This window comes from Kitasatospora sp. NPDC051984 (assembly GCF_044593455.1).
Lineage (GTDB): Bacteria > Actinomycetota > Actinomycetes > Streptomycetales > Streptomycetaceae > Kitasatospora.
Genome location: NZ_JBIUCB010000004.1, coordinates 315415 through 341171 on the forward strand (window position 1 = coordinate 315415; position 25757 = coordinate 341171).

Consider the following 25757-nt stretch of genomic DNA (forward strand, 5'->3'; position numbering starts at 1 on the left):
TGCACTCTATCGTTGCCGTCATGAACGAGCACCGCCCCGAAGAACACCCCGTCACCCCCGCACCAGAGAGCGAGCCCCCGCGACGCCGACTCGACGCCAACAGCCTGCGCGGGCTGGCCCATCCGCTGCGGATGCAACTGCTGGACGAGCTCCGCCTGCACGGACCCTCGACCTCCGCGCGGCTCGCCGAGCGCACCGGCGAGTCCACCGGCACCATCAGCTGGCACCTGCGGCACCTCGCCGAGCACGGATTCATCGAGGAGGAGACCGGCCGCGGCACCAAGCGGGAACGCTGGTGGCGCGCCGTTCGCGGTGCGATCACACTGGCCGCCGCCGACTTCGAGCAGGACCCCGGCGCCAAGGCGGCTGTCGCCGTCTACCAGGCGGAGAACCTGCGCCGTCAGTACCAGCGGGTCGCGGACTCGCTGGCCGCCGAGTGGGGGGACGACTGGCGCAACACGGGCCTCGTGAGCGACTGGAGCAACTTGGTCCTGACGCCCGCTCAGCTCCGCGCCCTCGGCGACGAACTGGCCGCCGTCGTCGCCCGCCACACCCCCGACCCGGACGCCGCCCCCGACCCCGACGCGCGACCGGCCATCGTCCAGATCCAGGTACTGCCCCGAAAGGAACCCGACCGGCCATGACCTCGACCGCCTCCACCGAGTCCCACCCCGCCGAACCGGTCACCGGGCCGGCCGCCGGGCCAGTCGTCGGGCCAGCTGCGAAGGCGGTGACGGAACACGCCGCGAAGCCCGTCGCGGAGCCCGTCACCGCCGGGTCCCGTCGGCCGGGCTACGTGGTCGCCTACCCGACCGCCCGCCGCCGCGCCGGGCTGCTGCGGCGCCACCGGGACTTCCGGATGCTGTGGATCGGCGAGACCGCCAACAAGTACGGCTCCGCCGTCACCGGCCTGGCCCTGCCGCTGATCGCGGTCAGCACCCTGCACGCGAGCACCTTCCAGGTCGGCCTGCTCGGCGCGGCGGGCTGGCTGCCCTGGCTGCTGATCGGCCTGCCCGCCGGGGTGTGGGTGGACCGGCTGCGCGCCCGACCGATCATGCTCACCGCGACCGCGATCTCGCTGGTCCTGTACGCCACCGTCCCACTGGCCGCCCTCGCCGGGACCCTCACCCTGTGGCACCTGCTGGCCGTGGCCCTGCTCGCCGGGGCCGCCGGGGTGTTCTTCCAGACCGCGTACACCGCGTACCTGCCGCAGCTGCTCGACCCCGCGGACCAGCCCGAAGGCAACGCCAAACTGCACGGCAGCGCCTCCGCCGCAGGCATCGTCGGACTCGGCAGCGGCGGCCTGATCGCCCAGCTCGCCGGACCGGTCAACGGCCTGCTCGCCAACACCGCGACGTTCCTGCTCTCGCTCTGGTGCACCGCCCGGATCGGCCACCACGAGACCGGCCGCGCCGACCGGCCCCGACGGGCGCTGCGCAAGGAGATCGGCGAAGGCCTGCGGCTGCTCGGCTCCGACGTCTGGTTCCGCACCTTCACCCTGTTCGGCGCCGCCTCCAACCTGGTGCTGACCGGCTACCAGTCCCTGCTGGTCGTCTTCCTGATCCGCGAGGTCGGGATCGCGGAGGGCACCGTCGGTCTACTGGTCGGCCTGGCCTCCACCGGCGGCATCGTCGGCGCGGCCTTCGCCCGCCGGATCGCCGCCCGGCTCGGCACCTCCCGCGCCATGCTGATGCTCGAACTCTTCCTGCCTGCCCTGACCGTCCTCATCCCACTCACCGGCCGCGGCCTCGGGCTGGCCTGGTACCTGATCGGCGGCTTCGGCGCCTCCGCCGGCGTGGTCGCCGGTAACGTCATCAAGTCGACCTTCCAGCAGCGCTACTGCCCGCCGGAACTGCTCGGTCGGCTCTCCGCGAGCGGCGCGGTGCTCAACTTCGGCTCCATCCCGCTCGGCGCCGTTCTGGCCGGCTTCCTCGGCACCGAACTGGGCGTGCGCCCCGCGATGTGGCTGATGACCATCGGAGTACCGCTGGCTGCGCTGATCCTCTGGTGCTCCCCGATGCGCCGCGTCCGCGAGCTGCCCACCGAGCGCCGGCCGCTGGACACCGCCGGCCAGCCCGCAACTCTCGTCTGCGCAGGCTGACTTCCCTCGCCGCCCCACAACGACCTGACTGACCGGCCGCCTCCGGCCGGTCAGTTCCTGGCCCGACCGGAGGCCGCCGACTGGCGGGGGATACGTGCCCGGCGGGTGGCCGGCGCGGGTGCAGGAGGTCCGACCGGCACGGCTTCGGGACGGGGGCTGCCGGTCTCCGCCGGAACCTGCACCCGCTGGACGGGCACCACCGTCGCTCCAGGCGTGCCAGGCAGGGCCTGCAGTTTTCGGCCGGTGCGGCGCCGGGCGGCTTCCGCTTCGGCCCCGTCTGCCTGCTGACGCAGCAGCACCGCCTCGTCGTGCGCCAACGGCACACCCGCCTCCGCGGCCCGCCGGTACCAGTCCAGGGCGCGCTCGGTCTGTCGTCGATCGACCAGCATGCGGGCGGCCGCCAGCAGGGCGCCCCGCTCGCCGACCTCGGCGGCCTTCGCGTACCAGTCGAGCGCCTCGTCGATCCGGCCCCGGTCCTCCAGCATCTCGGCCGCTTCCGACACCGCCTGCCGGTCCCCGGAGTCGGCGAACCGCTGCACCCATCCGATGGCCGCGTCCGTACTCACCGAGCCGGACAGCATCCGGGACGCCTCGCGCAGACTGGCCTGACCGGGCCGGTCCGCCGAGCTCAGCAGCAGGTTCGCTTCGAAGTACCGGCCGCCGGCCTTCAGCAGTTCCACCGCATCGAGCAAGAACGCGGCGGTGGCCTCGGCGTCTTCGGCGGGTGCGGCCGGTGCGGCTGCTACGGCCGGTCCGGGGAGCGGATGGGGACGGGAGCGGGGCCGGTCGGAGGCCGTGGCCGACCGCCGGTCGAGCTGCTCCACCACGCGGACCGCCTCCGGCAGTACGCGACACCCGCCGGCCCTGGCGGCGGCGCGGTGCCAGGTGGCGGACTCCCGCGACCGACCGAGTTCGCCCAGCAGTCGGCCGAGTTCACGCATCGCGTAGGTGTCGCCCCGGTTGGCGGCGAGCGTGTACCAGTGCACCGCCCGGTCGCGGTCGCCGTTCCGTTCCAGCATGTCGGCCGCCTGGAACAGCGCCGCCTCGCCACCGGCCTCGGCCGACCTGCGGTACCAGCTCAGCGCCCCGGCCAGGTCACCGTCCCGTTCGCACTGCTCGCCGCGCTCGCGCAGGGCGTGGTGGTCGCCGATGTGCGCGTACCAGGGCAGATTGCCGTACTGGCCGTCTCTGGCGAACAGCGCCGCGGCCTCGTACCAGGCCGTCTCGTCGCCGGTGGCCGCGGCCCGTTCGTACCAGGCCGCGGCCTCGTTGATCCGGCCCACCGTCTCCCACACGTCTGCTGCCTCATGCACCGTGGTGACCCCCTGTTCCCACGCGCGTTCCCACCAGACGATTGCCTGGTCCGTTCTCCCGGCCGCCGCGCAGATCCTGGCGCAGGCGGCGGGTGCCTCGGGATGTCCGTCGGCCGCTGCCCGCTCGAACCGGCCCAGGGCCTCGTCCGTGCGGTCGAGCCCGAGGAGTAGCCGCCCGGCCCGGTAGTGGGCGGCCGAATGGCCGGCTCCGGCGGCGGTGTCGAACCGCTCCAGTGCCGCGTCGATCTCGCCGGTGCGGCCGAGGAGTTCGGCACTCCGGCAGAGTGCTTCGGTGTCCCCGGCCCGGGCGGCCCGTTCGTACCAGCCGACGGCCCGTTCGTGCTGCCCGTCGCGTTCCAGCAGTTCGGCTGCTGTCACCAGTGCCCCCGGCACGCCGACTTCGGCTGCCGCGCCGCACCGGTCGACGGCCTCCGCCGTCCGGCCGGAATCGGCGAGCAGGGCGGCGGCCTCCAGCAACGCGGTGTGGTGACCCGCTGCGGCGGCCGAGGCGAAGAGGCCGAGTGCTTCCTGTGCGTGCCCGCGCAGCGCTGCGGCGCGGGCGAGGACGGGCTGGTCGGCGGGGTGGGCGTGCCGCGTCAGGCACTCCCAGAGGCCGGGCGGCACGGCGCGGCTCTCCCGTTCCGGCCGCAACTCCCGCACCAGCGCCTCGGCCAGGCGTACCTCGGCGTCTTCGTCGCCGCCTCCGGTCAACGCCGGACCGCCCGATATCCGGCCGGCCGTCACCAGCGCGCCGCCCGTCAACAGGCCATCGACGCGCAGGTACGCCCATGCTTCCGCGGCCCAACCTGCTCCGAGGGCGCCCCGCTCGCACTCCGTCAGGTAGTGCGGGACGGCGGCCGTCAGCAGGGCGGCAGGCAGGGTGGAACGGTGGCCGAGGCGCAGTGTGTCCAGTGCGGCATCGACCAGCGCCCTGGCGGCGGGCGGCCCCGATCGGTAACGGTGCACCAGCCGAGGGCCGGCCGGTTCGGCTCCGTCGCGGGTGCGACGACGTCCGGTGGGCTGGGCGTCGCCGTCGGTCGGGGTCTCGGCAGCCGACCGGGTGTCCGGTGCCGACTTCCGCCCGGATCGGCCCGGCCTCGTCGCGCCAGTGCCGTGGTGGGCCCGGTCGGCGTCCCTCAGGGCGGCCCAGTAGCGGGCCCGTCGCACCGGGCGGCCGGCGGCACGGGCCAGCTCCCCTGCCACGATGGCCAGCCGGTCGATCTCGCGGGGCACGGAGCGCCCGGACAGCCACCCGTTGAGAGTGGACGGGCCGATCCCGCCCAGTCGGGCCAGGCTTTTCTGAGTGATCGTCCGGCCTCCGGACCGGCGGGCCGCCTCCCAGAGCAGGAGCAGTTCGCGCAGCACCGCGGAGTGGGCGGCACGTCCCCTCATCCGCACGTCAACTGCCATGCCAGCTCCCCGGCCGGACTCGGGGCGGATCTTCGAATCCGTCCCTCTGCGTGCAGGGTACGCATTCCGGCACCCCGTCGTACCGAGTTCTCCGGGAATCACCTGCGGAATCGGCGATCCTGCCCTCATCCAGGCCCGTGACCTGCTATGGGACCCGCGGACCGCCCCATGACTCGGTGAGTGTGGGCGCGCGCAAGAAACGCGCGCCCGGTCGGACCGCCGGGCGACCGGGTCAGTGCCGCTGCCGCAGAGCCGTCAGGACGGCGTCGGCCATGCCCTGCTGGCCCTGGGCGTTCGGATGGATCGGGGCCAGGCCACCCGCCGCACCGAGGGGTTCGATCCAGCGAGTGCCTTCCGCCTCGCACATGTCATGGCCGGTGGACGAAGCGTAGGTGTCGACGAAGGTCACCCCGGCCGCTTCGGCCCGTTGGCGGAGCATGGCATTCAGCTGCTGCTCCTGCTCGGTGACGAATCCGATGTCGGCTGCCGCGATGCCGTCCCCCAGGGTCTTGGAGCACCGGGCCGGGTCCTGCGGCAGCAGCGCCGGGTAGCCGATCAGCAGGACCTTGGCCTGCGGCGCCCGCCGCTTGACCTCGCCGAGGGCGGTCGTGAGCCGCTCGCCGGTGTCCTGCACCTTCCGCTGGACCTCACCGCGCCCACCACCGGTGGTGTAGTAACTGCGGCAGGGCGCGTCGCTGCCACCGCCGATCAGGCTGTGCCGGACGTTCTCCAGCGCGCAGCGGCCCAGGACGTCGAGGAATCCGGCGTCGTTCCCGCCGACGCCGAGTGTGACCAGGCGGGTCGCCTGGCCAATGGCGTCCAGCTGGGGCGGGTTGACCCCGTTGTCGGTCTTCTGCGCGGCCGTCAGGTCTCCGGTCCGTGCGCCGCTGCAGCTGACGTCGGTGAAGTCCTGCAGGCCGAGCTGCCGGGCCACCAGGGAGGGGTAGTTGACGCCGGACCTGCCACAGCCCAGCGGTGAGCCGCTCTGCGGCGGGATCCGCAGGCCGGAGGTATAGCTGTCCCCGAGTGCCACGTACGGCCCGGTGATGGGCGTCGCGGAGGGGCTGGGGGACGCTGCCCGGTCGGGGCCGGGCTTCGGGGAAGTCTCGGCGGCACTGCACGCTGCGGTGCTGATCAGCACCGCCGTGGTGGCGGCCAGCAGGCGGCGGCGCACCTACTCCGCGCCGCGCTCGTGCTCGGCGAGGAACTCCTCGAAGCGTCGGCCGAGCTCGTCGGCCGAGGGCAGGTCGGTGGTCTCGGCCAGCAGGCTCTCGCGATCGGCGGCGCCGGAGACCGCGTCGTACTGGCTCTCCATGCCCTGGATCGCGGAGCGCAGCTCGCCGTCGCCCTGGGAGAGTTGGTCCTCGATCTCGGCGTAGACCTCGTTGACCCGCGCGCGCAGTTCACTGCCGGGCATGACCAGGCCGGTCGCGGACTGCACGGCCTCCAGGATCACCACTGCGGCAGCCGGGTACGCGGAGCGGGCGATGTAGTGGGGGACGTGCGCGGCGAAGCCCAGCACGTCGTGGCCGGACTCGGCGAGCCGGTACTCGACCAGCGCCTGAGCGCTGCCGGGGACCTGCGCCTGGTCGAACCACTTGGGGTGCCCCGCCGCCAGGTCGACGCGGTTGCCGTGCGGGGTGAGGCTGACCGGCCGGGTGTGCGGCACACCCATCGGGATGCCGTGGAAGGAGACGGCCAGACGGATCTCGAACCGCTCCACCAAATCCCGTACGGCGGCGGCGAACAGCTCCCACTCGGTGTCCGGCTCGGGGCCGGTGAGCACCAGGAACGGCGCGCCGACGGAGTCACGCACCAATTGGAGGAGGATTTCCGGCGGGTCGTAGGCCGTCCAGCTCTCCTGGTCGAAGGTCATCGCGGGACGGCGGGCCCGGTAATCGACCAGCCGGTCGTGGTCGAACCTGGCGACCACCTGCGGGGAACCGTGCTCCAGCAGGTGCGCCACCACCTGGCCTCCGGCCTCGCCGGCGTCCATGAAGCCCTCGAAGTGGTACAGCAGCACCAGGCCGGCACCGGCCTCCGCGGCGGCGCGGGCCGCCGCCAGGGCGGTCACGCCCTGCGGTTCCAGCTCGTACAGCTCCTTGGGATCACGCACAGCCCACCCAACCCCGTTCCGTCTCGTCGTCTCGGAATGTTTTCGGATCTGATCTGTCCAGCGTGCGACGGCTCGCCGGAATTCCCGTCCGCGCGCGAGTCTTCACTCCGTCTCGGGAATCCTCTCACCTCCCGGCAAAGCCGCTGGTGGTGGACGTGGCGAGCGGGCCGAGCGCTAATATGACGGAGCGTCTCGGCGTGCCGAAAGGACCCGCGCGTCCTCGTTGGCGCGCCGCGAAGTGACGCACCGCCTTCTGGCGGGTATCGTCCTCTCGCTGCCTCGCATCGTCGCGTCGTCGCGCCACGCCGTCTGTCACGTCGTGGGCCACGCCCCGGTCCGTTGTGATGCCAGCCATCCATTGCGCACCTTGCCTTCACCTGGCCGCCTGCTTCGCTTCGTGATCTCGTTTCTCCCTCGGCCATCTCGCGGACGCACACTGTCCCGTCGCTCATCCCGCCGGATCGGTCCGTCGACCCGTGTCCGTACCGGCACCGCGCTGCCCGCCTCCGGGCTGCCGACCCGCCGCACGCCCGAGCCTCTGGCGTAGCGCACCCGGGCGGCCGCTTGTCCGGGGCCGGGGCGAACGACCACTGCCCACGCGCCGCGAACCCGGCACGCGGGACCCCGACGAGCCGAAGGACCGAAGGATCCGTGCCCGTACCCGTCACCCTCTACGGCCGCACCGTGCGGCTGGAGCCCCTCGCCGAGCACCACGCCGCGGCCCTTGCCGAGGCCGGCGCCGAGGACCGTACGACCTACGCCTTCACCCCTGTCCCGCACGGCCTTGAAGCCGCCCGGGAGTACATCGCGCGTGCCCTCGCCGACCAGGCGGCGGGCCGGTCAATGCCGTACGCCACCGTGAGTACGGCCGACAATCGCGTCGTGGGCTCGACCCGATTCCTGGAACTGGACTACTGGCAGGGGCCGCTGGTCTGGCCGCCCGTGCCCGGGATCCCGTACGGCGATCCGCTGGAAGCCGTGCCGGACGCCGCGGAGATCGGGAACACCTGGCTGTCCCCGCGGGCGCAGGGCACCGGCATCAACACGGAGGCGAAGCTGCTGATGTTGCGGCACGCCTTCGAGGTCTGGGGCGTGCAGCGGATCTCGCTGCGGGCCGACGCCCGCAACGCCCGTTCCCGAGTTGCCATCGAGCGGCTGGGTGCCACCTCCGAGGGAGTCCGCCGGGCGCACTCGCGCGGCCTGGACGGCGTAGTCAGGTCGACCGCGTTCTACTCGATCCTGGACGAGGAGTGGCCGGCCGTCCGCGACATCATCGAGCTGCGGATCGCCGCCGCGACCTCGCCCAGCGCACCGGATCCGGCGCCGCTCAACCAGGAGTGCCTTAGACACGGCGGCTCCCTGGTCGGCGAGCCTGTGATCGGCAGTTCGCTGCTCCCGGCCGCCTGAGACGGCCTTCCGGCTCCCGTTCCGGCGGGAGCCGGCCCGTCCGGGGCGGGGCGTACGGCGGGGTCTGCCCCCGAACGCCCGCCCCGGACGGCTTTCTGCCGTAGTGGGGCTGCGACACTCTGTCGAGTTGTCAAGGAGCGTGGGCCTCACGTGCGTTGGCTCCACCTCTGCTCCAGGGTGTGATCCTTCTGATACTGCGCCAGGTCCGACCCGCCCCTCCGACTCAGCCCTCGCTCGAACCGCCCCCGGTGTCGGACTCCGAGCCGGCCGCCTCGGCGGCGGCGGCCAACTGCTGGAGTGCGGCAAGGTGGGCGGCCAGCGCGGCCCGGCCCTGCCGGGTCGCGGAGAGCCAGGTGCGCGGCCGCTTGCCCACGTAGCCCTTGCGGGCCCGCAGGTAGCCGGTCGATTCCAGGCTCGCCGCGGTTTTGCTGAGCACCGAGTCCGAGACCTGGCAGTAGTCGCGGACCACGGAGAACTCCGCCTCCTGGCATCCACTGAGGAAGGCCAGGACGGTGAGCCTGGTCGGTTGATGGAGGGCTGGGTCAAGCCCGTTCACTGCGCGCTGCTCATGCTCTGCTCCTTGACGTGACGGTTGATCAGGGCGATGCCGGCCCACATCGCCAGTCCGCCGCCGACACCGGCGGCCGCACTGGCCCAGCCCGGATCTCCGATGGCCAGCCAGGCGACGAGGCCGGACAGCACCGCCGCCAAGACGACGGCGCCGAACGCCCGCAGGGCTTGCGGCGGGAGCCCGCGTTCGACGAGCCCGGCAACGCCGCGGGCGCGGACGGCTGCCCGCACTATCGCGGCCTGCACCAGCACCAGCCCGAGCGGGCACAGCAGTATCAGCCACTGCGACTGTTGCCCGAAGGACTTCCCGATCGCCGCCCCGTAGGCAGCGAACGAGAGGCCCACACCTGGCCCGTACCACCAGGGAAGCGGCTGTGGCCGCCGTGCGGCGGCCTCGGCCCGCCCGGCGAGGGCGAGCGCCTCGGCAGGGGTCAGAGTGTCTCCGGGCGGCAACCCTTCGACCTCTCCGTACGTGAACTGCTTCTCCTCGGCCATCGAACCCCCGGGCAGCGCGACATCGATCCAGCCTTCTGCCGAATCAAGTGCTGCTACTCTGGCACACACTTTCCACGATGGAAAGTAATTTACCGGCGTGTCGCCGGCAGTGTTGTCAGCAGCGCGAGTCGATCTCCTGGAAGGAGGCGTAGTGGTCGGCGGTCCAGTACTGCTCACCGGCGTTTCCGGTCACCACCCGCCGGGTTCCGCGGTCGTCCGAGCCCGGGGTGACCACGGTGAACTCGTGGTAGTAGCCGTTGTTCTGGCGCGGCAGGCGGCTCTCCCGGTTCTCGAAGACGATGCCGTCCGAGCGGTACGGGTAGGGGCCGCCCTTGGCGATCAGCCCGAGGGTGTCGAGGGCCTGCGAGGGCAGTTTGCTGCGGCAGACGTCGGCCAGCGCGGTGTTGGTGGGCACCCAGGTGGGCTGGTCGGCGGGCGACTTTGCCGGGGCGGACGGCTTGGGGGCGCTCGTGGTGCCGTTCCGGGCAGCCGTGGCGGCGGGCGCGGAAGGGGACTTGTCTGCGCTCGGGCTGCCGGTGTCGCCCCCGCCGTTCAGCAGGGCGGTCACTGCGGCGATAAGGCCCGCGACGATCAGGACGGCGAGGCTGATCAGGCGATTGCGGCTGGTCATGACGTCTAGCTTGCCGTACCGACTCACCCGGATGGCGCAACCAGCGCGTACCGGGCGAGGGTCGCGCCGACAGCGGTGGGCCGAGGGCGCCGGAGCACGCACCGCGAGGTCGGACCGGGCAAACGTCGCCGGGGCGGGAGCGGACGCCATTGTCCGTTCCCGCCCCGGCTGCTCCGTACGGCGGCTCTCCTGCGCCGAGCTCCGCCGTACGCCCCTCTTCTTACGGAGGGGTGCGGTCAGTGATCCGCGCTGCTTCGTGTCAGCGCGAGTCGCTTCCCGCCGTCTCGATGGCGGCGCGGCCTGCCTCCAGGCGCGCCACCGGAATCCGGAAGGGGGAGCAGGATACGTAGTCCAGCCCCACCTCGTGGAAGAAGTGGACCGAGTCGGGGTCGCCGCCGTGCTCGCCGCAGACGCCGAGCTTGAGGTCGGGGCGGGTGGCCCGGCCGGCCTGCGCGGCGCTCCGAACCAGCGAGCCGACGCCGTCGCGGTCGATGGTCTCGAACGGGCTGACGCCGAAGATGCCCTTCTCCAGGTAGGCAGTGAAGAACGAGGCCTCGACGTCGTCGCGGGAGAAGCCCCACACGGTCTGGGTCAGGTCGTTGGTGCCGAAGGAGAAGAAGTCGGCGGCCTCGGCGATCTGCCCGGCCGTCACGGCGGCGCGCGGCAACTCGATCATGGTGCCGAGCTTGATGTCGAGGTTGACGCCGGTGGAGGCGGCGACCTCGGCGAGCACTCGCTCACACTCGTCGCGGACCAGCTCCAGCTCCTGGACGGTGCCGACCAGCGGGATCATCACCTCGGGGCGCGGGTCGCCGCCGGCCAGCTTGCGCTCGGCCGCGGCCTCGGCGATCGCCCGGACCTGCATCCCGAACAGGCCGGGAATGACCAGACCGAGGCGGACGCCGCGCAGGCCCAGCATCGGGTTGGCCTCGTGCAGGCGGTGGACGGCCTGGAGCAGGCGCAGGTCGTTCTCGTTCGGGTCCTTGCGGGCCTCGGCGAGGGCGACGCGCACCGACAGTTCGGTGAAGTCGGGCAGGAACTCGTGCAGCGGCGGGTCGAGCAGGCGGACCGTGACCGGAAGCCCGTCCATCGACTGGAAGAGCTCCAGGAAGTCGCCCTTCTGCAGCGGCAGCAGGCTGGACAGCGCGGCCTCGCGGTCCTTGTCGTTGTCCGCCAGGATCAGGTGCTCGACCTCCTTGCGGCGCTCCTCACCGAGGAACATGTGCTCGGTGCGGCACAGGCCGATGCCCTGGGCGCCGTACCGGCGGGCGCGGTTCGCGTCCTCGGCGTTGTCGGCGTTGGCGCGGACCGCGAGGCGGCGGCGGCCGTCGGCGTGCGACATCAGCCGGTGCACGGCCTGGACCAGCCCGCCCTGGACGTCGGCGCCGGCGTGCAGGGTGCCCTCGAAGTACTCGACCACCGGGGACGGCAGCACCGGGACCTCGCCCAGGTACACCTTGCCGTTGGCGCCGTCGATGGACACCAGGTCACCCTCCTGGACGACCTGGCCGTCGGCGGTGGTGAACTTGCGGTTCTTGGTGTCGACCTCCAGCTCCTCAGCGCCGCAGACACAGGTCTTGCCCATGCCGCGGGCGACCACGGCCGCGTGCGAGGTCTTGCCACCGCGCGAGGTGAGGATGCCCTCGGCGGCGATCATGCCTTCGAGGTCGTCCGGGTTGGTCTCACGGCGGACCAGGATGACCTTCTCGCCGGAGCGCGACCACTTCACAGCGGTGTAGGAATCGAAGACCACCTTGCCGACCGCGGCGCCGGGCGAGGCCGCGATGCCGTAGGCGACCGGCCGGGTCTCGGCGGTGGGGGCGAAGCGCGGGAACATCAGCTGGGCGAGCTGGCCGCCGGTGACCCGGTGAAGCGCCTCGTCCAGGTCGATCAGGCCCTGGTCGACCAGCTGGACGGCGATTCGGAATGCGGCGGCGGCGGTGCGCTTGCCGACGCGGGTCTGCAGCATCCAGAGCTTGCCGCGCTCGATGGTGAACTCGATGTCGCACAGGTCCCGGTAGTGGTTCTCCAGGGTCTGCATGATGGACATCAGCTCGTCGTACGACTTCTTGTCGAGCTGTTCGAGGTCGGCCAGCTGGAGGGTGTTGCGGATGCCCGCCACCACGTCCTCGCCCTGGGCGTTCTGCAGGTAGTCGCCGTAGACGCCCTGGGTACCGGTGGAGGGGTCGCGGGTGAAGGCGACACCGGTGCCCGAGTCCTCGCCGAGGTTGCCGAAGACCATGGTGCAGACGTTGACGGCGGTGCCCAGGTCGTTCGGGATGCGCTCCTGGCGACGGTACAGGCGGGCCCGGTCGCCGTTCCAGGAGTGGAATACCGCGTGGATCGCCAGGTCCAGCTGCTCGCGCGGCTCCTGCGGGAACTCGCGGCCGGTCTCCCGGAGCACGATCGCCTTGAAGGTCTCGACCAGGATCTTGAGGTCCTCGGCGGTGAGGTCAAGGTCGTTGACGGTGCCCTTGGCGTGCTTGGCCTCGTCCAGCGCCTCTTCGAACAGCTCGCCGTCGACGCCCAGCACGGTCTTGCCGAACATCTGGACCAGGCGACGGTAGGAGTCCCAGGCGAAGCGCTCGTTGCCGGACTGGGCGACGAGCCCGGTCACCGAGGCGTCGGAGAGGCCGATGTTCAGGACGGTGTCCATCATGCCGGGCATGGAGAACTTGGCACCGGACCGCACCGAGACCAGCAGCGGGTTGTCCGCCTGGCCGAGCTGCTTGCCCATCCGGGCCTCGAGGGCGACCAGGTGGCCGGTGATCTCCTCGTTCAGCGAGGCCGGCTCGGAGCCGGTCTCGAGGAACACCTTGCAGGCGTCGGTGGTGATGGTGAACCCCGGAGGGACGGGGAGGCCCAGGTTGGTCATCTCGGCGAGGTTCGCACCCTTCCCGCCGAGAAGATCCTTGAGGTCCTTGTTTCCTTCGGTGAAGGAGTAAACAAACTTCTGCTGCGCCGCCACGGGTCGTTCTCCTCGCACACGGTTGCCCTGACGCCGGAGAACATACCCATTTCGAAGGCTGTTTAGGGGAGCGAATAGGTCGTACGAGCTGCGAGGCGGGTCATTGACCAGCAGATCGAATGCCTGAATGGGCGTTTGCCTGCGTTGCTGAAATCGTCCGGGTGACGCTAGCGAGCCTTCAAGAAGTGAAGACATCGCCACGCGAAGCTCATGCGAACCGGACACACAGTGACGGCATCGACCCCGCCGCGTTTCCCCGGCTTGATTTCCTGCAACCAGCCGCAGCCATCCACCCCGGAGCCCGTTCGGGAAGCGATCCGGACTTGTACACCTTGGCGAAGTCCACTGACTGGCCGTCATCCGCCACGATATGTGGCCAGCGTCACGAGCGCATCTCAACTGTCGAGCCCGGGAACTCTACGTCGCGCGTCGCTTTCTGCTGAGCGGCCGGTTACTCCGAGTGGCGGAATTTCGCCTTTGAGGAGCCCTGCTGTCCACTTTGGATAACTAGCCTGGTCCAGTTCGGCCAGCTGCCGGTGGAGGTCATTGCTGCCGAACCGTACAGATCACCCGCCAGAGGTGTCCGATTCGGCATCTTCGCCGAGTCGGGCGCACTCATACGGATCGTCCAACCAGCCTTCGGGCAGGACCACCCGGTTGTTGCCGCTGGTTCGGCCGCGCGGACCGTCGGCGCCGATCGGCCAGCTCTGTTCCTGGTCGACCAGCGCGAGGGTTTCGGCGAGTTCGGTGAGCGAGCTGGAATTGGCGAGCTTCACCCGCAGCTCGGAGCCGACCGAGAAACCCTTGGTGTACCAGGCGACGTGCTTGCGGAAGTCAATGACGCCGCGGGCCTCGTCCCCGAGCCACTCCCCCAGCAGTTGGGCGTGCCGGACCATGGCCCGGGCCACGTAGGCGAAGGTGGGGCGGGCGTAGTCGACGTCGCCCTCGAAGATCGACACCAGGTCCTTGAACAGCCACGGCCGGCCGAGGCAGCCACGGCCGACCACCACGCCGTCACAGCCGGTCTCGCGCATCATCCGGACCGCGTCGTCCGCGGACCAGATGTCGCCGTTGCCGAGCACCGGGATCTCGGTCGGGACGGACTCACGCAGCCGGGCGATGGCCGACCAGTCGGCGGTGCCGCCGTAGTGCTGGGCGGCGGTACGACCGTGCAGGGCGATCGCGGCCACGCCCTCCTCGGCGCCGATCCGGCCGGCGTCGAGATAGGTGAGGTGGTCGTCGTTGATGCCCTTGCGCATCTTCATGGTGACCGGGAGGTCGCCCGCGTTCCCGACCGCCTGCCGCAGGATGTCTCGCAGCAAGTTGCGCTTGTACGGCAGCGCGGAGCCGCCGCCCTTGCGGGTCACCTTGGGGACGGGGCAGCCGAAGTTGAGGTCGATGTGATCGGCAAGGCCCTCCTCGGAGATCATCCGCGCCGCCTTGCCGACGGTCTCCGGGTCCACGCCGTACAGCTGGATCGAGCGAGGCTTCTCACTTGCGTCGAACTTGATCAACTGCATGGTCTTGGCATTGCGCTCGACCAAGGCCCGGGTCGTGATCATCTCGGAGACGTACAGGCCGCGGCCGCCGCTCTGCTCCCGGCACAGGGTGCGGAACGGGGCATTGGTGATACCGGCCATCGGGGCCAGCACCACCGGCGGCCACACCTGCATCGGCCCGATGTTCAGCGGGGCGAACTCGGGCGCTTCGGGCGCTGCCGGGGTTGCCTGGGCGAAGTCGGGCGTGATGGTCATGCGCGGCAGATCCTCAAACGGGTAGGGCCCCAACGGCGGGAGTTCCGGATTCTCTATTCTCCCCCACCGACCGGGCAGGCCGCCCCGCGCTGCGGGACAGCCCCGGTCGGACGCTGGTCGGATGCTGGTCGGGCGCCGGGCGGTCGCGCGCTGGCGGTCGGGAGCGACTGCGGCGCGGGCCGGCCGGATGCGCGGCGGCGCGGCGCTCGGTCAGTGGTGGCTGCCGGTCCGATTGATGTTGACGTCGCCGGAGGCAGTGAGGATGTCCAGCACCCGCGAGGAGGCTGAGTTCTGCAGGGACGGATCCATCACCAGGCCGGCAGCTGCGGCGCTGAGGTCGATCCGGTACTGACTGCCGTCGTCGGGGACCTTCAGCACGAAATTGCCGGAGGCCAATCGGGCCGTCACCAAGGTCGGCGGCCGGTCGTACTGAAGGGTGATCTGGCCCGAGGAGGAGACCACTCTCGCCTCCGCGGACGTCAGCCCGGTGCCGACGATCTGACCGGAGCCGGCCTTGGCCCAGATGGCGCCGCTGACCCGGCTCAGCTCGATCTGCCCGGAACCGGTCTCCGCCGAGGTGGCCCCGGACATGTCGAGGATCTCCGTCCAGCCGGAACCGCTGCGGGACTTGATCGCGGTCGCTGCCGGGACCTGTATCTCCAGGGCGACGGCGCAGCCGAACAGCATGCTCGCTTCCGGGCAGTCGACGGATATCGACAGTGTGTCCGCTTCGACCTGCTTGCTCACAACGGGCATGCGCACGGCCCAGCCAACGCGTTCGGTGACGATCACCCGATCGGTGCCACCGGCCCGCACGGTGACCATGGCCGGACCGGAGTTGATGTCGAGCCGGTCGATCGCCTCGAAGAACGTCTTCTCACGGACACTGTCGCGCTGGACCAGGGAAGCGCCGGTGGTTGCCGCTCCGCCCACCATGGCGCAGGCGAGTGCCAGCACTCCGATGACCCGCCAGATGCGGCGCTCTCCCGTGCGCAGCTCGCCGGCCGGGACGTCCGGGCCGGGTTTCGGCAGCCATCGGGCGAACCGGCCCTTGCCGGCTGGCCGCAGCTCCGGCTCCGCCCCTTCGGTCGATCGTCGTGTCATTGGCTGACCTCCAGGAAGCGAAGTACCGCGAGTACGCGCCGGTGGGTGTCCTCGGCGGGTGGAAGGTCGAGCTTGGTGAGGATCGAGTTGATGTGCTTGGAGACCGCGCTGTCGCTGACCACCAGGGATTCGGCGATCGCGGTGTTGGAGCGTCCTTCGGCCATCAGCGCCAGCACGTCCCGCTCGCGGGGCGTCAACCGGTGCAGCGGATCCTTGTCACGGCGCAGCAGCAGTTGCGCGACCACTTCGGGGTCCAGGGCGGTACCGCCCTCGGCGACTCGCTGGAGTGCCTCCACGAATTCGTCGACGTTGGCGACCCGCTGCTTGAGCAGGTAGCCGACACCGCTGGTGTTCTTGGCCAACAGATCGGCTGCGTAGCGCTCCTCGACGAACTGGGAGAGCAGCACGACCGCGGTGCCCGGCCACTGCTGGCGGATCATCAGGGCGGCGCGGACTCCCTCGTCGGTGAAGCCGGGTGGCATCCGGACGTCCGCGACGACGATCTGGGGACGGTGCTCCTCCACGGCGGCGAGCAGCGCCTCGGCGTCCTCCACGGCGGCGGCCACCTCGTAGCCTTCGCTCTCCAGGACCTTGACAATGCCGATCCGCAGCAGGACGGAGTCCTCGGCGATCACAGCTCGCATGGCAGCTCCATGGTGATAGTGGTGGGGCCCCCGCGGGGGCTGGTGATGGCAAGTGATCCGTCCACGGACGCGGCCCGTTTGCGCAGGCCGGTGAGCCCGCTGCCGCGGGTGGCGTCCGCTCCGCCGATGCCGTCGTCGGTGATGGTGATGAGTAGCCGGTCGGAGACCCGACGCAGGGCGAGATCGACCCGGGATGCCTTGGCGTGCTTGGCAGCGTTGGCCAGTGCCTCGGAGACCGTGAAGTACGCGACCGCCTCCACGGTGGGGGCTATCCGGCCCGGCAGGTCGACCGCGAGGTGCACGGGGACGGGACTGCGCGCGGCGATGCCGGAGAGCGCCGCGTCGAGCCCGCGGTCCTCCAGTACGGCGGGGTGCAGGCCTCGGACCAGGTCGTGGAGTTCCTTGATGGCGGCCTGGGCCTCCTCGTGCGCGGTGACGATGACCTCCATCGCCTCGGGCGGAATGTTCTTCAGGGTGCGCCGGGCGAGGCCGAGGTTCATCGCGAGCGAGACCAGGCGCTGCTGTGCGCCGTCGTGCAAGTCCCGTTCGATCCGGCGACGTTCGGCGTCGGCGGCGTCCACCACATCCACCCGGCTCTGGGTGAGGTGCTCGACGCGGCGCTCCAGCACCTCCGCGCGGTTGGGGCCGAGCAGGGCGCGGACCGTCCAGAGGTCGAGCGCGGCGAGCAGGGCGACCAGCCATGGGGTGAGGAACAGCAGGAGCAGGCCGCCGAGGGTGGCCACCGTTCCGTCTACCGTCCAACCGAAGCCGGAACGCAGGGGGTTGTCCATCGGAAGCAGCCAGACCCAGCCGAAGAAGGTGAACAACACCAGGGCGGTGCCCCAGAGACTGAGGACCAGGGCAGCGCAGAAGGTCTGGATCGGGGCGATGACGAGGTGGTACACAGCCTGACGCCACGTCAACCCCGCGCGGAGACGGGGCAGCCAGGCTGCGTCCGACGCCAGTCGGCTCGGGATCTCCAGACCGCGCAGGCTGCGGACCCGGCTGCGCTGGACAGTGGTCAGCAGGTCGAACAGGACCACCAGCAAGAGCAGCCAGACCATCAGCGACTTGCCCGGAATGCTGAGCACGATGATGCAGGGCAAGCCGAGCGGGAGGCCGGCTGCCAGGAACAGCGAATCCCGTCGAGTACCAGCGGACCACGGCGCATGCGCCAGCGCAGCACGGAGCGCTGCGCGGCGGGCCGCTGCGGGGCCGGCCGCCCGGACGGGGCGCGACTGGATCTTCGACTGGAACATGCGGCACAGCGTAGGGCCGCACCGATCTCGGCTTCCATGGCCTGGGCCTCCGTCTTTGGGGTGTAGCTGGCTACACCCCAAAGACGGAGCCGCGCGCTACCGACAAGATCCTTTCCAATGACGATTCTTGACGGCATGACGAATACGAACCTGATGCGTTGTGGCCGCAGCCCGCTCGTTGCCACCCCTGGCGCCGCGCTGGAGTTCCCGATGGCCGGGTCCGAACTCCTCGACGGCGTGGGCGTGGTGGGCCTGCTCGCCTCGGTCGGCCCTTGGTCGGTGCGCCTGCGCGCCGGCCGCCGCCCGGCCATGGAGGTGTACGAGTACGGCGAGTTGCTCGATGTGGTGGTCGAGTCCTCGCTGGCTGATACCCGGTTGCGCGGTGCGCGGCGCGGCCGGGCCGGTGGGCCGGGAGAAGGGCCGGTCTCCTGCGCGTGGGGCCGGTGGCCACCAGGCACCGCACCCCGGCCGGTGCTGTTCCGCCCGGGCGGACTGCGCCGCCGCACAGTGCCGGCCGATGCGGTGCGGACGGCGGGCAGCTTCTGGTTCGCCTCGGTGGCCGGGGAGTTCCGCTGGGCGCAGGTGTGCTGGTCGTCGGGCTGCACGGAGCACCCGGAGTCGGGGAGGGCGGCATGAGTGTGCTCGCTTCGCCCCTCGTCCGGGTGGGCGGCGGGGTGCGTCCGGTCCGGGCCGGGCGGGTGGGCCTGCGGGTCGGGCCGATGCCGGTGGAGTTGCTGTTCCTGGGCTGCGGGCTGGTCCTGCTGCCCTGGGCGGCGCTGCTAGCCACGCTGCCCGGCGGGACGACCTGGGCCGTGCTCGATGTGGTCGAGTCCGCTGCGCTGTCGGCAAGTGCCGTGCTGCTGCGGCAGGGCAGGAGTCCGCGCTGGACGGCCGGGCTGGCTGCCGTGCTGCTGGTCGTCGATGCCGGGTGCGACGTGGCGACGGCGGCGCGCGGGCCCGAGCTGGTGGTGGCCCTGCTGATGGCCCTCTGCGCGGAGCTTCCGCTCGCCGCCCTGTGCTGGTCGATAGTGCTCGGACGATCCGGCCCTGGTCCGGCCGGATCGCCGTCTGCGCGTCGGCGCCCGGTCAGGGGTCAGGCGGCGCTGGCCAGTTGGTGGAGCCGGTCCAGGGTCTCCCGGTCGTGGGGCACGTATCCGACCAGTCGGGTGCCGCTCCTGGGGCCCAGCCACATGTTCGTGTACTCGAAGCGCAGCAGGCCGACTTCGGGCAGCACGAACTGTTTGAACCCGTTGACCATCCCCGACACCTCGTGCCTTTCCCAAGCCTCCTCGAAGTCCGGAGAGGCCTTGCGCAGCCGGGCGACCAACGCCTTCCACGCGGGTTCCGCCGCATGGTCGGCCATCACGGTCCGGAAGCGTGCCACCACCCCTGCTCTGGCGGCCGCCAGGTCCGCCAGGTTCCTCGCGATTGGAGTGTCAGTGAAGATCATCCACATGACGTTGCGGTCCTCTTCGGGGATCGTGTCCAAGTCCCCGGCCAGCCAGGTGTATGCCCGGTTGTACGCAAGGATGTCGAACCGGCTGCTGATCACCACGGCCGGAAACGGGTCGAGTTGGTCCACCATGGCCGCGATCGCCGGGGAGACGGTGGGGCACTCCTTCACCGGCGCCGGGTCCTCGGAACCGGCCAGCGTGAACAGGTGCGACCGCTCGTTGCGATCGAGCAGCAGGGCCCGGGCCACCGCGTCCAGGACTTGGGCCGAGACCTGGATGTCCCGTCCCTGTTCCAACCACGTGTACCAGGTGATTCCGACCGCGGCGAGGCCGGCGACCTCCTCGCGGCGCAGCCCCGGGGTACGGCGGCGTCCGACGGCAGGCAGGCCGACCTGTTCGGGCGAGATGCGCTCCCGGCGGCTGCGCAAGAACGTGGCCAGTTCGCGCCGCCGATCGTCGGCGGGGGTGTGAAGGTCCGTGGAGGTAGCCATAGCACCAGGGTGTACCACCGCAGATCCTGTTGCCAGGTACTCCTTATACCTGGATAAAGACCGCCTGGTACCAGGCTGAGGGGAGCCTCATCGTAGTACCCGTGACTCAGCAGACAGTGCTACCGCAGATCTCGTCGCCGGTCCGGCCCGCGGCTCCCGAACTGGGTGCCGCCGGCCTGATCACCGTCCTTCTGGGCGCCTTCCTTCCGATGCTTGACTTCTTCATAGTGAATGTCGCGCTGCCGACCATCGACCACGATCTGGTCGCCGGGCCCGCCGTCCTGGAACTCGTGGCGGCGGGCTACGGCATCGCCTTCGCCGTCCTGCTCGTCCTGGGCGGGCGGCTGGGCGACGCCTTCGGCCGACGGCGGCTGTTCATCGCCGGAGCCGTCGCCTTCACCCTCACCTCACTCGCCTGCGGTGCCGCCCCCACCGCCTGGACCCTGGTCGCCGCCCGGGTCGCCCAGGGAGCCTCCGCCGCTCTGCTGCTCCCCCAGGTCCTCGCCACCATCACCGCCACCACCAGCGGTCAGCAGCGCGCCCGGGCCCTCGGCATCTACGGAGCCGTCGGCGGCATCTCGGTGGTGATCGGCCAGGTACTCGGTGGACTCCTGGTCTCGGCGGACCTCTTCGGCACCGGCTGGCGCGCCGTCTTCCTGCTGAACGTCCCCTTCGCGCTGCTCACCGCAGTCCTGGCAGCACGTCATGTCCCGGAGAGCCGGGCGGAGCGGGCCGCGGGCGTGGACCTGCCCGGCACCCTGCTGCTCACGGCGACACTGCTGGCCCTGTTCGTTCCCCTGATGGAGGGCCGGGCGGTCGACTGGCCGCTCTGGACCTGGGTGTCCCTGGCAGCATTTCCCGCCCTCGCGGCGGCGTTCGTGGCGGTGGAACGACGGGCCGAGCGGGAAGGGCGAGTCCCCCTCGTCCCGCTCTCGCTCCTGCGGATTCCCGAGATGCGGCGCGGCCTCGGCGTGGCGGTGCCCTACTTCACCGGATTCGGCGGATTCATGTTCGTGATCGCCCTGCTGCTGCAGAACGGGCTGCACCAGGGTCCGGTCGCCGCAGGTTGGGCCCTGGTGCCGATGGCAGTCGGTTACTTCGGCGCCTCACTGGCCGGGCCGCGGCTGGTCGGCCTCTTCGGCAGCCGGGTCATCACGGCCGGCGCAGTGGTCCAGGGAGCCGGCCTGATCACTTTGATCGCCACCGCACTGGGCGACTGGTCGCACTTCTCCCTGCTCCGGATGCTTCCCGGCGTCGCGCTCGCCGGCATCGGACAGGGGCTGGTGGGCATGCCCCTGTTCCGGGTGGTGCTCTCCCGGGTTCCCGCCGAACGCGCGGGGGTCGGCAGCGGCGTGCTGGCCACCACCCAACAGTCCAGCCTGGCCCTTGGAGTGGCCACGCTCGGCACCCTCTTCATCGGGCTCGTCCCCACCCTGGGAATGGCGAACGCGCTGGCTCTGGTGCTCGGCATCCAGGCGCTCGGTTCCCTGATCATCTGCTGGTTGAGCATCCGGCTGCCGCGCTCGGTCGGATGACGGCCACACCCCGCCGAGCAGGGCCGGAGCAAACACAGCTCCGCGACGGAGGAGGCCGCGGCCTGCGAAAATGACGGGCCCGGCCTCCAGGGACACTGACAGGATGGCGTCATGACGAATCCGACCATCCTTCCGAGCGACACCCGCTCCCGCGAGCAGCTGGTGGCCGCAATCGCGTCCGGGAGCAGCCCCAAGTACCTGCACTTCTGGGGTCACCGGCCCGAACGGGACGGGCGGATCGGGTCCGGCTCGCTCAGCCAGTGGTGGCCGTCGCCGTTCACCGTCGACGGGGTCGAGTACGCCACCGCCGAGCACTGGATGATGGCCGGCAAGGCGCGACTGTTCGGCGACGAGGAGATCGTCCCGCGCATCCTCCGGGCCCGAACGCCCGCCGAGGCAAAGAAGTTGGGCCGCCTGGTCAAAGACTTCGACCAGGACACCTGGGCGGCGCACCGCTTCGAACTGGTAGTGGCGGGCAACGTCGCCAAGTTCGGGCAGGACGAACGGCTTCGCGACTATTTGCTCCGCACCGGGAAGCGCGTCCTGGTGGAGGCCAGCCCGCTCGACCGGGTCTGGGGCATCGGCCTGGCAGCCGACAACGAATTGGCGAACTCGCCGACGCGGTGGCGCGGGCTGAACCTGCTCGGCTTCGCGCTGATGGAAGCGCGGGCCCAACTGGCAGATTGACGCTCCATCAGCCCGCATCCACCGGGAACGAACACCCCGTACCCTCACAAGTAGGGCGAGTCGGACGGGAATTGGCCCGCGCTCGAAAAACCCGTCAATCTCCCGCCGCGTCGCCACTCGCATTTCCGTCTCGAAAACGTTATGACTTACTCCCGTAACGTGGCCGCCGTATGGCAGCACCAGGATGGCCACCAGTCGTAGTGTCGGGGGCCAATCGGGGGACCCCGTGGAGAAACCAGGGCGGGGCGCGATGACCGTACGCGATCGGGGGCCGGAGTCGGCCGATGTCCAAACACTCAGAGCGGAGTTGGACGAACTGCTCCGGGCCCGGCAGTTCGCCGCACAACGCGAGCGCCGACTCAGCGAAGAACTTCGGGCCGACCACGCCCCAGGATCCGGCCGCCCGACCCGACAGCCCGACCCCGAACTGCTCCGGCAACTCGCCCAGGCCCAGAACCTGCGCGAAGGCCTCGGCGCACGCTGCCTCGAACTGAGCGACCGGCTGCTGGCCGCCGAAGACCGCCTGCTGCCCAGTCGCTCGGCCGCTGAGCCGCCCCGCCACCAGGACCACGCCCCGGCGGGCTTCGCAGGGACAGCCCGCACGGAGCCCCCGGTCGGCTGGGACGTCCCGATCCCCCCGCAGCGGCCGCGTTCGCCCACGTCCGGCTTCGACGCGAGCCAGCACGGAACGCCCATCGGACACGGCACTCCCCCGGGCCGCAGCACGCCCGCAGGACGACCGGGCCCTGCGCCCACCGATTCGACCGCCAGCCCCTTGCCGATCCGCACCCGCTCCGGCGCCGGCCGTCCCGAAACCGCACCGGGACAGGCCTCCTGGGCCAGGACAGGCATACCGGGCCAGGCCGCCGACGGCCCCCGGCCCACCAGTGCAGGGCGGCCCGGCCCAGGGCTCCCCCACGCGGAACGCCCCAGCACAGAACGCCCTGGTCCGCACCAGGGCACAACCAGCGCCTGGAACACCCGGCCCGGCACTGCCGCACCGGGCACCGCCCCAGCCGACAGGGCATCAGCCCCGACCGCACAGGCCCAGCAGGCCCGGCAAGCCCCGCAAACCCCGCAGGTCGGCGGCCCCAACGGCGAGCGCTTCCGCCCGGCCGCTTCGGGGCGCGGCCCCGCCACGCCGCACCGGGGCGAGGCCCACGGTGTCGAGGACGCCACGCAGGCGCCCGGCCAGATACGGGCACGGACGACGGTGGAGCTGGTGGCCCTGGTGCAGCGCATCAGCGGGCTGCACCAGCAGGGCGCGACACACGAGTCGGCGGCCATCGTGCGCCAGGTGGCCGTGATGATCACACCGGAGGACGTGGCCCGGCTGGCCGCGATGCTGCAGCAGAACGGTCCGGCGGGCTCCTCCACCTACCTGGCCCGCTCGGCCTCCACCGGGGCACCGGAGCACGCGGCGGCCACCCTCGCGGTGCTGCGCCGCGACGGGATGATCAACGAGGCGGCCGACCTCTTCCACACCCTGTGGTCGGCGAGTTCGGCGGCCCTGCCGGCGCTGCTGGCCGCCCTGGAGCAGTCCGGCCAGTCGGCCGACGGCCAGACCCTGCTGTGGGAACGCGCCTCCGCACCGGCCGAGGAACTCGCCGAGCTGGCGCAGCACTTGAAGGCCGCCGGACGGACCGCCGATGTACGCCACCTGCTGCGGCAGGCCGCCGGGCGGCCGATCAACGAAGTCGCCGCGATCGTGGGCGCGTTGAGCGAGGAGACCGCCGCGGAGCTGATCGGCGAACTGGCACGGATCCGGTCCGCGAGCGACATCAGCCGGTTCGGTGCCGCGATCCAGGGGTCGAGCGAGCTGTACGACACCCTGCTGTTCGCCGCCGACGACCTGGAGGAGAGCCGGGCCCGCAGCGTGTTCACGGCGCTGCGCACCGGCGGACTGCCGACCGAGCTGACACCACGCCCCCGGTCCCGGTCCCGCCAGCGCCGCTGACTCCCCTGCGGGCCGGCCGCGCGCAGGCGAACACCGAACCCGAACGCCGCCAGCAGAACCACCACCCGCCGCAAAACCGCGGCTCCCGGCCTGCGAACTCGAATTCGCGGGCCGGGAGCCGGGGTTGATGCTCAGCCGGTGAGACTCAGCCAGGGGGCTTCACCGGGTGTTGCGGCGTCAGCAGCCGATCAGGCGGGCGCCCAGGTAGGACTTCACCTGGTCGAGCGACACTCGCTCCTGCGCCATGGTGTCACGCTCGCGGACGGTCACCGCGTTGTCCTCGAGGGTGTCGAAGTCGACGGTGACGCAGAACGGCGTGCCGATCTCGTCCTGGCGGCGGTAGCGCTTGCCGATCGCACCGGCGTCGTCGAACTCGACGTTCCAGGCGGAGCGCAGGTCGGCGGCCAGGCCGCGGGCCTTCGGGGAGAGGTCGGCGTTGCGGGACAGCGGGAGCACCGCGACCTTGACCGGGGCCAGGCGCGGGTCGAGCCGCATGCCGACGCGCTTCTCCATGACGCCCTTGGCGTTCGGCGCCTCGTCCTCGAAGTAGGCGTCGATCAGGAAGGCCAGCATGGCGCGGTTGAGGCCGGCGGCGGGCTCGATGACGTACGGGTAGTACCGCTCGTTCGCGTCCTGGTCGAAGTACTTCAGGTCCTGGCCGGAGGCCTCGCTGTGCACCGTCAGGTCGTAGTCGGTGCGGTTGGCGACGCCCTCGAGCTCGGAGAACTCGCTGCCACCGAAGTTGAAGCGGTACTCGATGTCCACCGTGCGCTTGGCGTAGTGGGACAGCTTCTCCTTGGGGTGCTCGAAGAAGCGCATGTTCTCGGTGCGCAGGCCGAGGTCCACGTACCAGTTCCAGCGCTGCTCGAGCCAGTACTCGTGCCAGGTCTCGTCCTCGCCGGGCTTGACGAAGAACTCCATCTCCATCTGCTCGAACTCGCGGGTGCGGAAGATGAAGTTGCCGGGCGTGATCTCGTTGCGGAAGCTCTTGCCGACCTGGGCGATGCCGAACGGCGGCTTCTTGCGCGAAGTGGTCTGCACGGCGCGGAAGTTGGTGAAGATGCCCTGCGCGGTCTCCGGGCGGAGGTAGGCCAGGCCGGACGCGTCCTCGGTGACACCGAGGTGCGTCTTCAGCATGCCCGAGAACTCCTTGGGCTCCGTGAAGGCGCCCTTGTTGCCGCAGTTCGGGCAGTTGATGTCGGCGAGGCCGTTGGCCGGGAGCTTCTTGTGCTTGGCCTCGTAGGCCTCTTCCAGGTGGTCGGCGCGGAAGCGCTTGTGGCAGGAGAGGCACTCGGTCAGCGGGTCGTTGAAGGTCGCGACGTGCCCGGAGGCCTCCCAGACCTCGCGGGCGAGGATCACCGAGGAGTCGATACCGACGACGTCCTCCCGAGCGGTGACCATCGCACGCCACCACTGGCGCTTGATGTTCTCCTTCAGCTCGACTCCCAGCGGACCGTAGTCCCAGGCGGCGCGAGTACCGCCGTAGATCTCGCTGCAGGGGTAGACGAAGCCACGGCGCTTGCTCAGGCTGACGATCGTGTCGATCTTGTCGGCGGCCACAGTGCTCTCTTCAGTACGACGGCGCGGTCAGGGCACGGCTGGTTGCGCGCGCCCGAAGAAACTCAGAGTACCGGGGATGCAGGGGCGGGATTCAACTCGATAGTGGCAAGGACGGGCGGCCGGGCGGCCCTGCCGGAGTGAACGGCCGTACACGTCCCGGCGTGTTGGCGCCCGGCCCGACGCCCGGCGCACGGCCGGCGGACAGCGGCGCGCGGGGCTGCCGACACCCGCTCGCGGGAGGTCGCCGGGGCCGCAGTGTGACCCCGATCCCCCCGAAAGCAAGTTGACAATCATTTCCACA

20 protein-coding genes are annotated in these 25757 nt (G+C 71.1%); 7 read left to right on the top strand and 13 right to left on the bottom strand.

The genetic code is table 11. The features are described 5' to 3' along the window. The first annotated feature begins 20 nt into the window (after positions 1-20). Positions 21-644 carry a helix-turn-helix domain-containing protein gene (locus ACIHEI_RS10700; protein WP_396606366.1) on the top strand — a complete coding sequence of 208 codons (624 nt, stop codon included), beginning with the start codon at positions 21-23 and terminating at the stop codon, positions 642-644. Next, positions 641-2101: an MFS transporter gene (locus ACIHEI_RS10705; RefSeq protein WP_396606367.1), complete on the top strand. Its 1461-nt coding sequence runs from the start codon at positions 641-643 to the stop codon at positions 2099-2101. The genes ACIHEI_RS10700 and ACIHEI_RS10705 overlap by 4 nt, the downstream gene beginning before the upstream one ends. 50 nt (positions 2102-2151) lie before the next feature. On the opposite strand, the gene ACIHEI_RS10710 is transcribed toward ACIHEI_RS10705, so the two are convergent. The 3 genes from ACIHEI_RS10710 to ACIHEI_RS10720 all read right to left on the bottom strand — a co-directional run bounded on the left by ACIHEI_RS10710 (position 2152) and on the right by ACIHEI_RS10720 (position 6940). Then, on the bottom strand, positions 2152-4824 hold the full coding sequence (locus tag ACIHEI_RS10710) for a hypothetical protein (protein ID WP_396606368.1): 2673 nt from the start codon (positions 4822-4824) through the stop codon (positions 2152-2154). 232 nt (positions 4825-5056) lie between these two features. Beyond that, positions 5057-5998, bottom strand: a complete 942-nt coding sequence (locus ACIHEI_RS10715; protein WP_396606369.1) for an SGNH/GDSL hydrolase family protein — start codon at positions 5996-5998, stop codon at positions 5057-5059. Continuing rightward, positions 5999-6940: a PAC2 family protein gene (locus ACIHEI_RS10720; protein ID WP_387861469.1), complete on the bottom strand. Its 942-nt coding sequence runs from the start codon at positions 6938-6940 to the stop codon at positions 5999-6001. 651 nt (positions 6941-7591) lie between these two features. On the opposite strand from ACIHEI_RS10720, the gene ACIHEI_RS10725 reads away from it, so the two are divergent. Further along, positions 7592-8347 carry a GNAT family N-acetyltransferase gene (locus tag ACIHEI_RS10725; protein WP_396606370.1) on the top strand — a complete coding sequence of 252 codons (756 nt, stop codon included), beginning with the start codon at positions 7592-7594 and terminating at the stop codon, positions 8345-8347. Positions 8348-8570: 223 nt separating this feature from the next. Here the strand turns inward: ACIHEI_RS10725 and ACIHEI_RS10730 are convergent, their stop codons facing one another. The 8 genes from ACIHEI_RS10730 to ACIHEI_RS10765 all read right to left on the bottom strand — a co-directional run bounded on the left by ACIHEI_RS10730 (position 8571) and on the right by ACIHEI_RS10765 (position 17772). Next, positions 8571-8903: a transcriptional regulator gene (locus ACIHEI_RS10730; protein WP_387643173.1), complete on the bottom strand. Its 333-nt coding sequence runs from the start codon at positions 8901-8903 to the stop codon at positions 8571-8573. Continuing rightward, positions 8900-9412, bottom strand: a complete 513-nt coding sequence (locus ACIHEI_RS10735) for a hypothetical protein (protein WP_396606371.1) — start codon at positions 9410-9412, stop codon at positions 8900-8902. The genes ACIHEI_RS10730 and ACIHEI_RS10735 overlap by 4 nt, the downstream gene beginning before the upstream one ends. Before the next feature lie 115 nt (positions 9413-9527). Next, positions 9528-10043, bottom strand: a complete 516-nt coding sequence (locus ACIHEI_RS10740; RefSeq protein ID WP_396606372.1) for a ribonuclease — start codon at positions 10041-10043, stop codon at positions 9528-9530. A 259-nt stretch (positions 10044-10302) separates the two neighbouring features. Beyond that, positions 10303-13206 (bottom strand): pyruvate, phosphate dikinase, encoded by a 2904-nt coding sequence (ppdK, locus tag ACIHEI_RS10745; protein ID WP_392947385.1) that lies wholly within the window; start codon positions 13204-13206, stop codon positions 10303-10305. Positions 13207-13577: 371 nt separating this feature from the next. Then, on the bottom strand, positions 13578-14684 hold the full coding sequence (dusB, locus tag ACIHEI_RS10750; protein WP_387643841.1) for a tRNA dihydrouridine synthase DusB: 1107 nt from the start codon (positions 14682-14684) through the stop codon (positions 13578-13580). 291 nt (positions 14685-14975) lie between these two features. Continuing rightward, positions 14976-15869, bottom strand: coding sequence for a DUF4097 family beta strand repeat-containing protein (locus ACIHEI_RS10755; RefSeq protein WP_396606373.1), 894 nt, complete (start codon positions 15867-15869; stop codon positions 14976-14978). Beyond that, the gene (locus ACIHEI_RS10760) at positions 15866-16513 is read right to left on the bottom strand and encodes a response regulator (RefSeq protein ID WP_387643169.1); all 648 of its coding nucleotides are present in this window, start codon (positions 16511-16513) and stop codon (positions 15866-15868) included. Before ACIHEI_RS10760 ends, ACIHEI_RS10755 begins: the two co-directional genes overlap by 4 nt. Then, positions 16501-17772, bottom strand: a complete 1272-nt coding sequence (locus ACIHEI_RS10765) for a histidine kinase (protein ID WP_387861476.1) — start codon at positions 17770-17772, stop codon at positions 16501-16503. The genes ACIHEI_RS10760 and ACIHEI_RS10765 overlap by 13 nt, the downstream gene beginning before the upstream one ends. Positions 17773-17907: 135 nt before the next feature. Here ACIHEI_RS10765 and ACIHEI_RS10770 point away from each other — a divergent pair, with 135 nt between their 5' ends. Beyond that, positions 17908-18408, top strand: a complete 501-nt coding sequence (locus tag ACIHEI_RS10770; RefSeq protein WP_396606374.1) for a hypothetical protein — start codon at positions 17908-17910, stop codon at positions 18406-18408. A 457-nt stretch (positions 18409-18865) separates the two neighbouring features. Here ACIHEI_RS10770 and ACIHEI_RS10775 read toward each other — a convergent pair whose 3' ends face one another. Beyond that, entirely contained in the window at positions 18866-19717 is an 852-nt protein-coding gene (locus ACIHEI_RS10775; protein WP_396606375.1) for a helix-turn-helix transcriptional regulator, read from the bottom strand. A 101-nt stretch (positions 19718-19818) separates the two neighbouring features. Here ACIHEI_RS10775 and ACIHEI_RS10780 point away from each other — a divergent pair, with 101 nt between their 5' ends. From ACIHEI_RS10780 to ACIHEI_RS10790, 3 genes are all read left to right on the top strand, one after another. Next, complete coding sequence (locus ACIHEI_RS10780; RefSeq protein WP_392947374.1) at positions 19819-21252, top strand: MFS transporter; 1434 nt, start codon at positions 19819-19821, stop codon at positions 21250-21252. A gap of 111 nt (positions 21253-21363) precedes the next feature. Next, a complete protein-coding gene (locus ACIHEI_RS10785) occupies positions 21364-21939 on the top strand; it encodes an NADAR family protein (protein WP_396606376.1) in 576 nt (191 codons plus the stop codon). 1222 nt (positions 21940-23161) lie between these two features. Continuing rightward, a complete protein-coding gene (locus ACIHEI_RS10790) occupies positions 23162-23896 on the top strand; it encodes a hypothetical protein (protein WP_387643163.1) in 735 nt (244 codons plus the stop codon). A gap of 177 nt (positions 23897-24073) precedes the next feature. On the opposite strand, the gene ACIHEI_RS10795 is transcribed toward ACIHEI_RS10790, so the two are convergent. Then, positions 24074-25456 (bottom strand): glycine--tRNA ligase, encoded by a 1383-nt coding sequence (locus ACIHEI_RS10795; RefSeq protein ID WP_380483249.1) that lies wholly within the window; start codon positions 25454-25456, stop codon positions 24074-24076. Positions 25457-25757 lie beyond the last annotated feature (301 nt).

Bases quoted from the DNA above. Each gene is read 5' to 3' on its own strand.
- ACIHEI_RS10710 (WP_396606368.1), bottom strand. From the start codon at position 4,824: ATGGCAGTTGACGTGCGGATGAGGGGACGTGCCGCCCACTCCGCGGTG.
- ACIHEI_RS10775 (WP_396606375.1), bottom strand. From the start codon at position 19,717: ATGGCTACCTCCACGGACCTTCACACCCCCGCCGACGATCGGCGGCGC.
- ACIHEI_RS10755 (WP_396606373.1), bottom strand. From the start codon at position 15,869: ATGACACGACGATCGACCGAAGGGGCGGAGCCGGAGCTGCGGCCAGCC.
- ACIHEI_RS10740 (WP_396606372.1), bottom strand. From the start codon at position 10,043: ATGACCAGCCGCAATCGCCTGATCAGCCTCGCCGTCCTGATCGTCGCG.
- dusB (WP_387643841.1), bottom strand. From the start codon at position 14,684: ATGCAGGTGTGGCCGCCGGTGGTGCTGGCCCCGATGGCCGGTATCACC.
- ACIHEI_RS10770 (WP_396606374.1), top strand. From the start codon at position 17,908: ATGACGAATACGAACCTGATGCGTTGTGGCCGCAGCCCGCTCGTTGCC.
- ACIHEI_RS10700 (WP_396606366.1), top strand. From the start codon at position 21: ATGAACGAGCACCGCCCCGAAGAACACCCCGTCACCCCCGCACCAGAG.
- ACIHEI_RS10765 (WP_387861476.1), bottom strand. From the start codon at position 17,772: ATGTTCCAGTCGAAGATCCAGTCGCGCCCCGTCCGGGCGGCCGGCCCC.
- ACIHEI_RS10785 (WP_396606376.1), top strand. From the start codon at position 21,364: ATGACGAATCCGACCATCCTTCCGAGCGACACCCGCTCCCGCGAGCAG.
- ACIHEI_RS10735 (WP_396606371.1), bottom strand. From the start codon at position 9,412: ATGGCCGAGGAGAAGCAGTTCACGTACGGAGAGGTCGAAGGGTTGCCG.
- ACIHEI_RS10760 (WP_387643169.1), bottom strand. From the start codon at position 16,513: ATGCGAGCTGTGATCGCCGAGGACTCCGTCCTGCTGCGGATCGGCATT.
- ACIHEI_RS10705 (WP_396606367.1), top strand. From the start codon at position 641: ATGACCTCGACCGCCTCCACCGAGTCCCACCCCGCCGAACCGGTCACC.
- ppdK (WP_392947385.1), bottom strand. From the start codon at position 13,206: ATGTCTTCACTTCTTGAAGGCTCGCTAGCGTCACCCGGACGATTTCAG.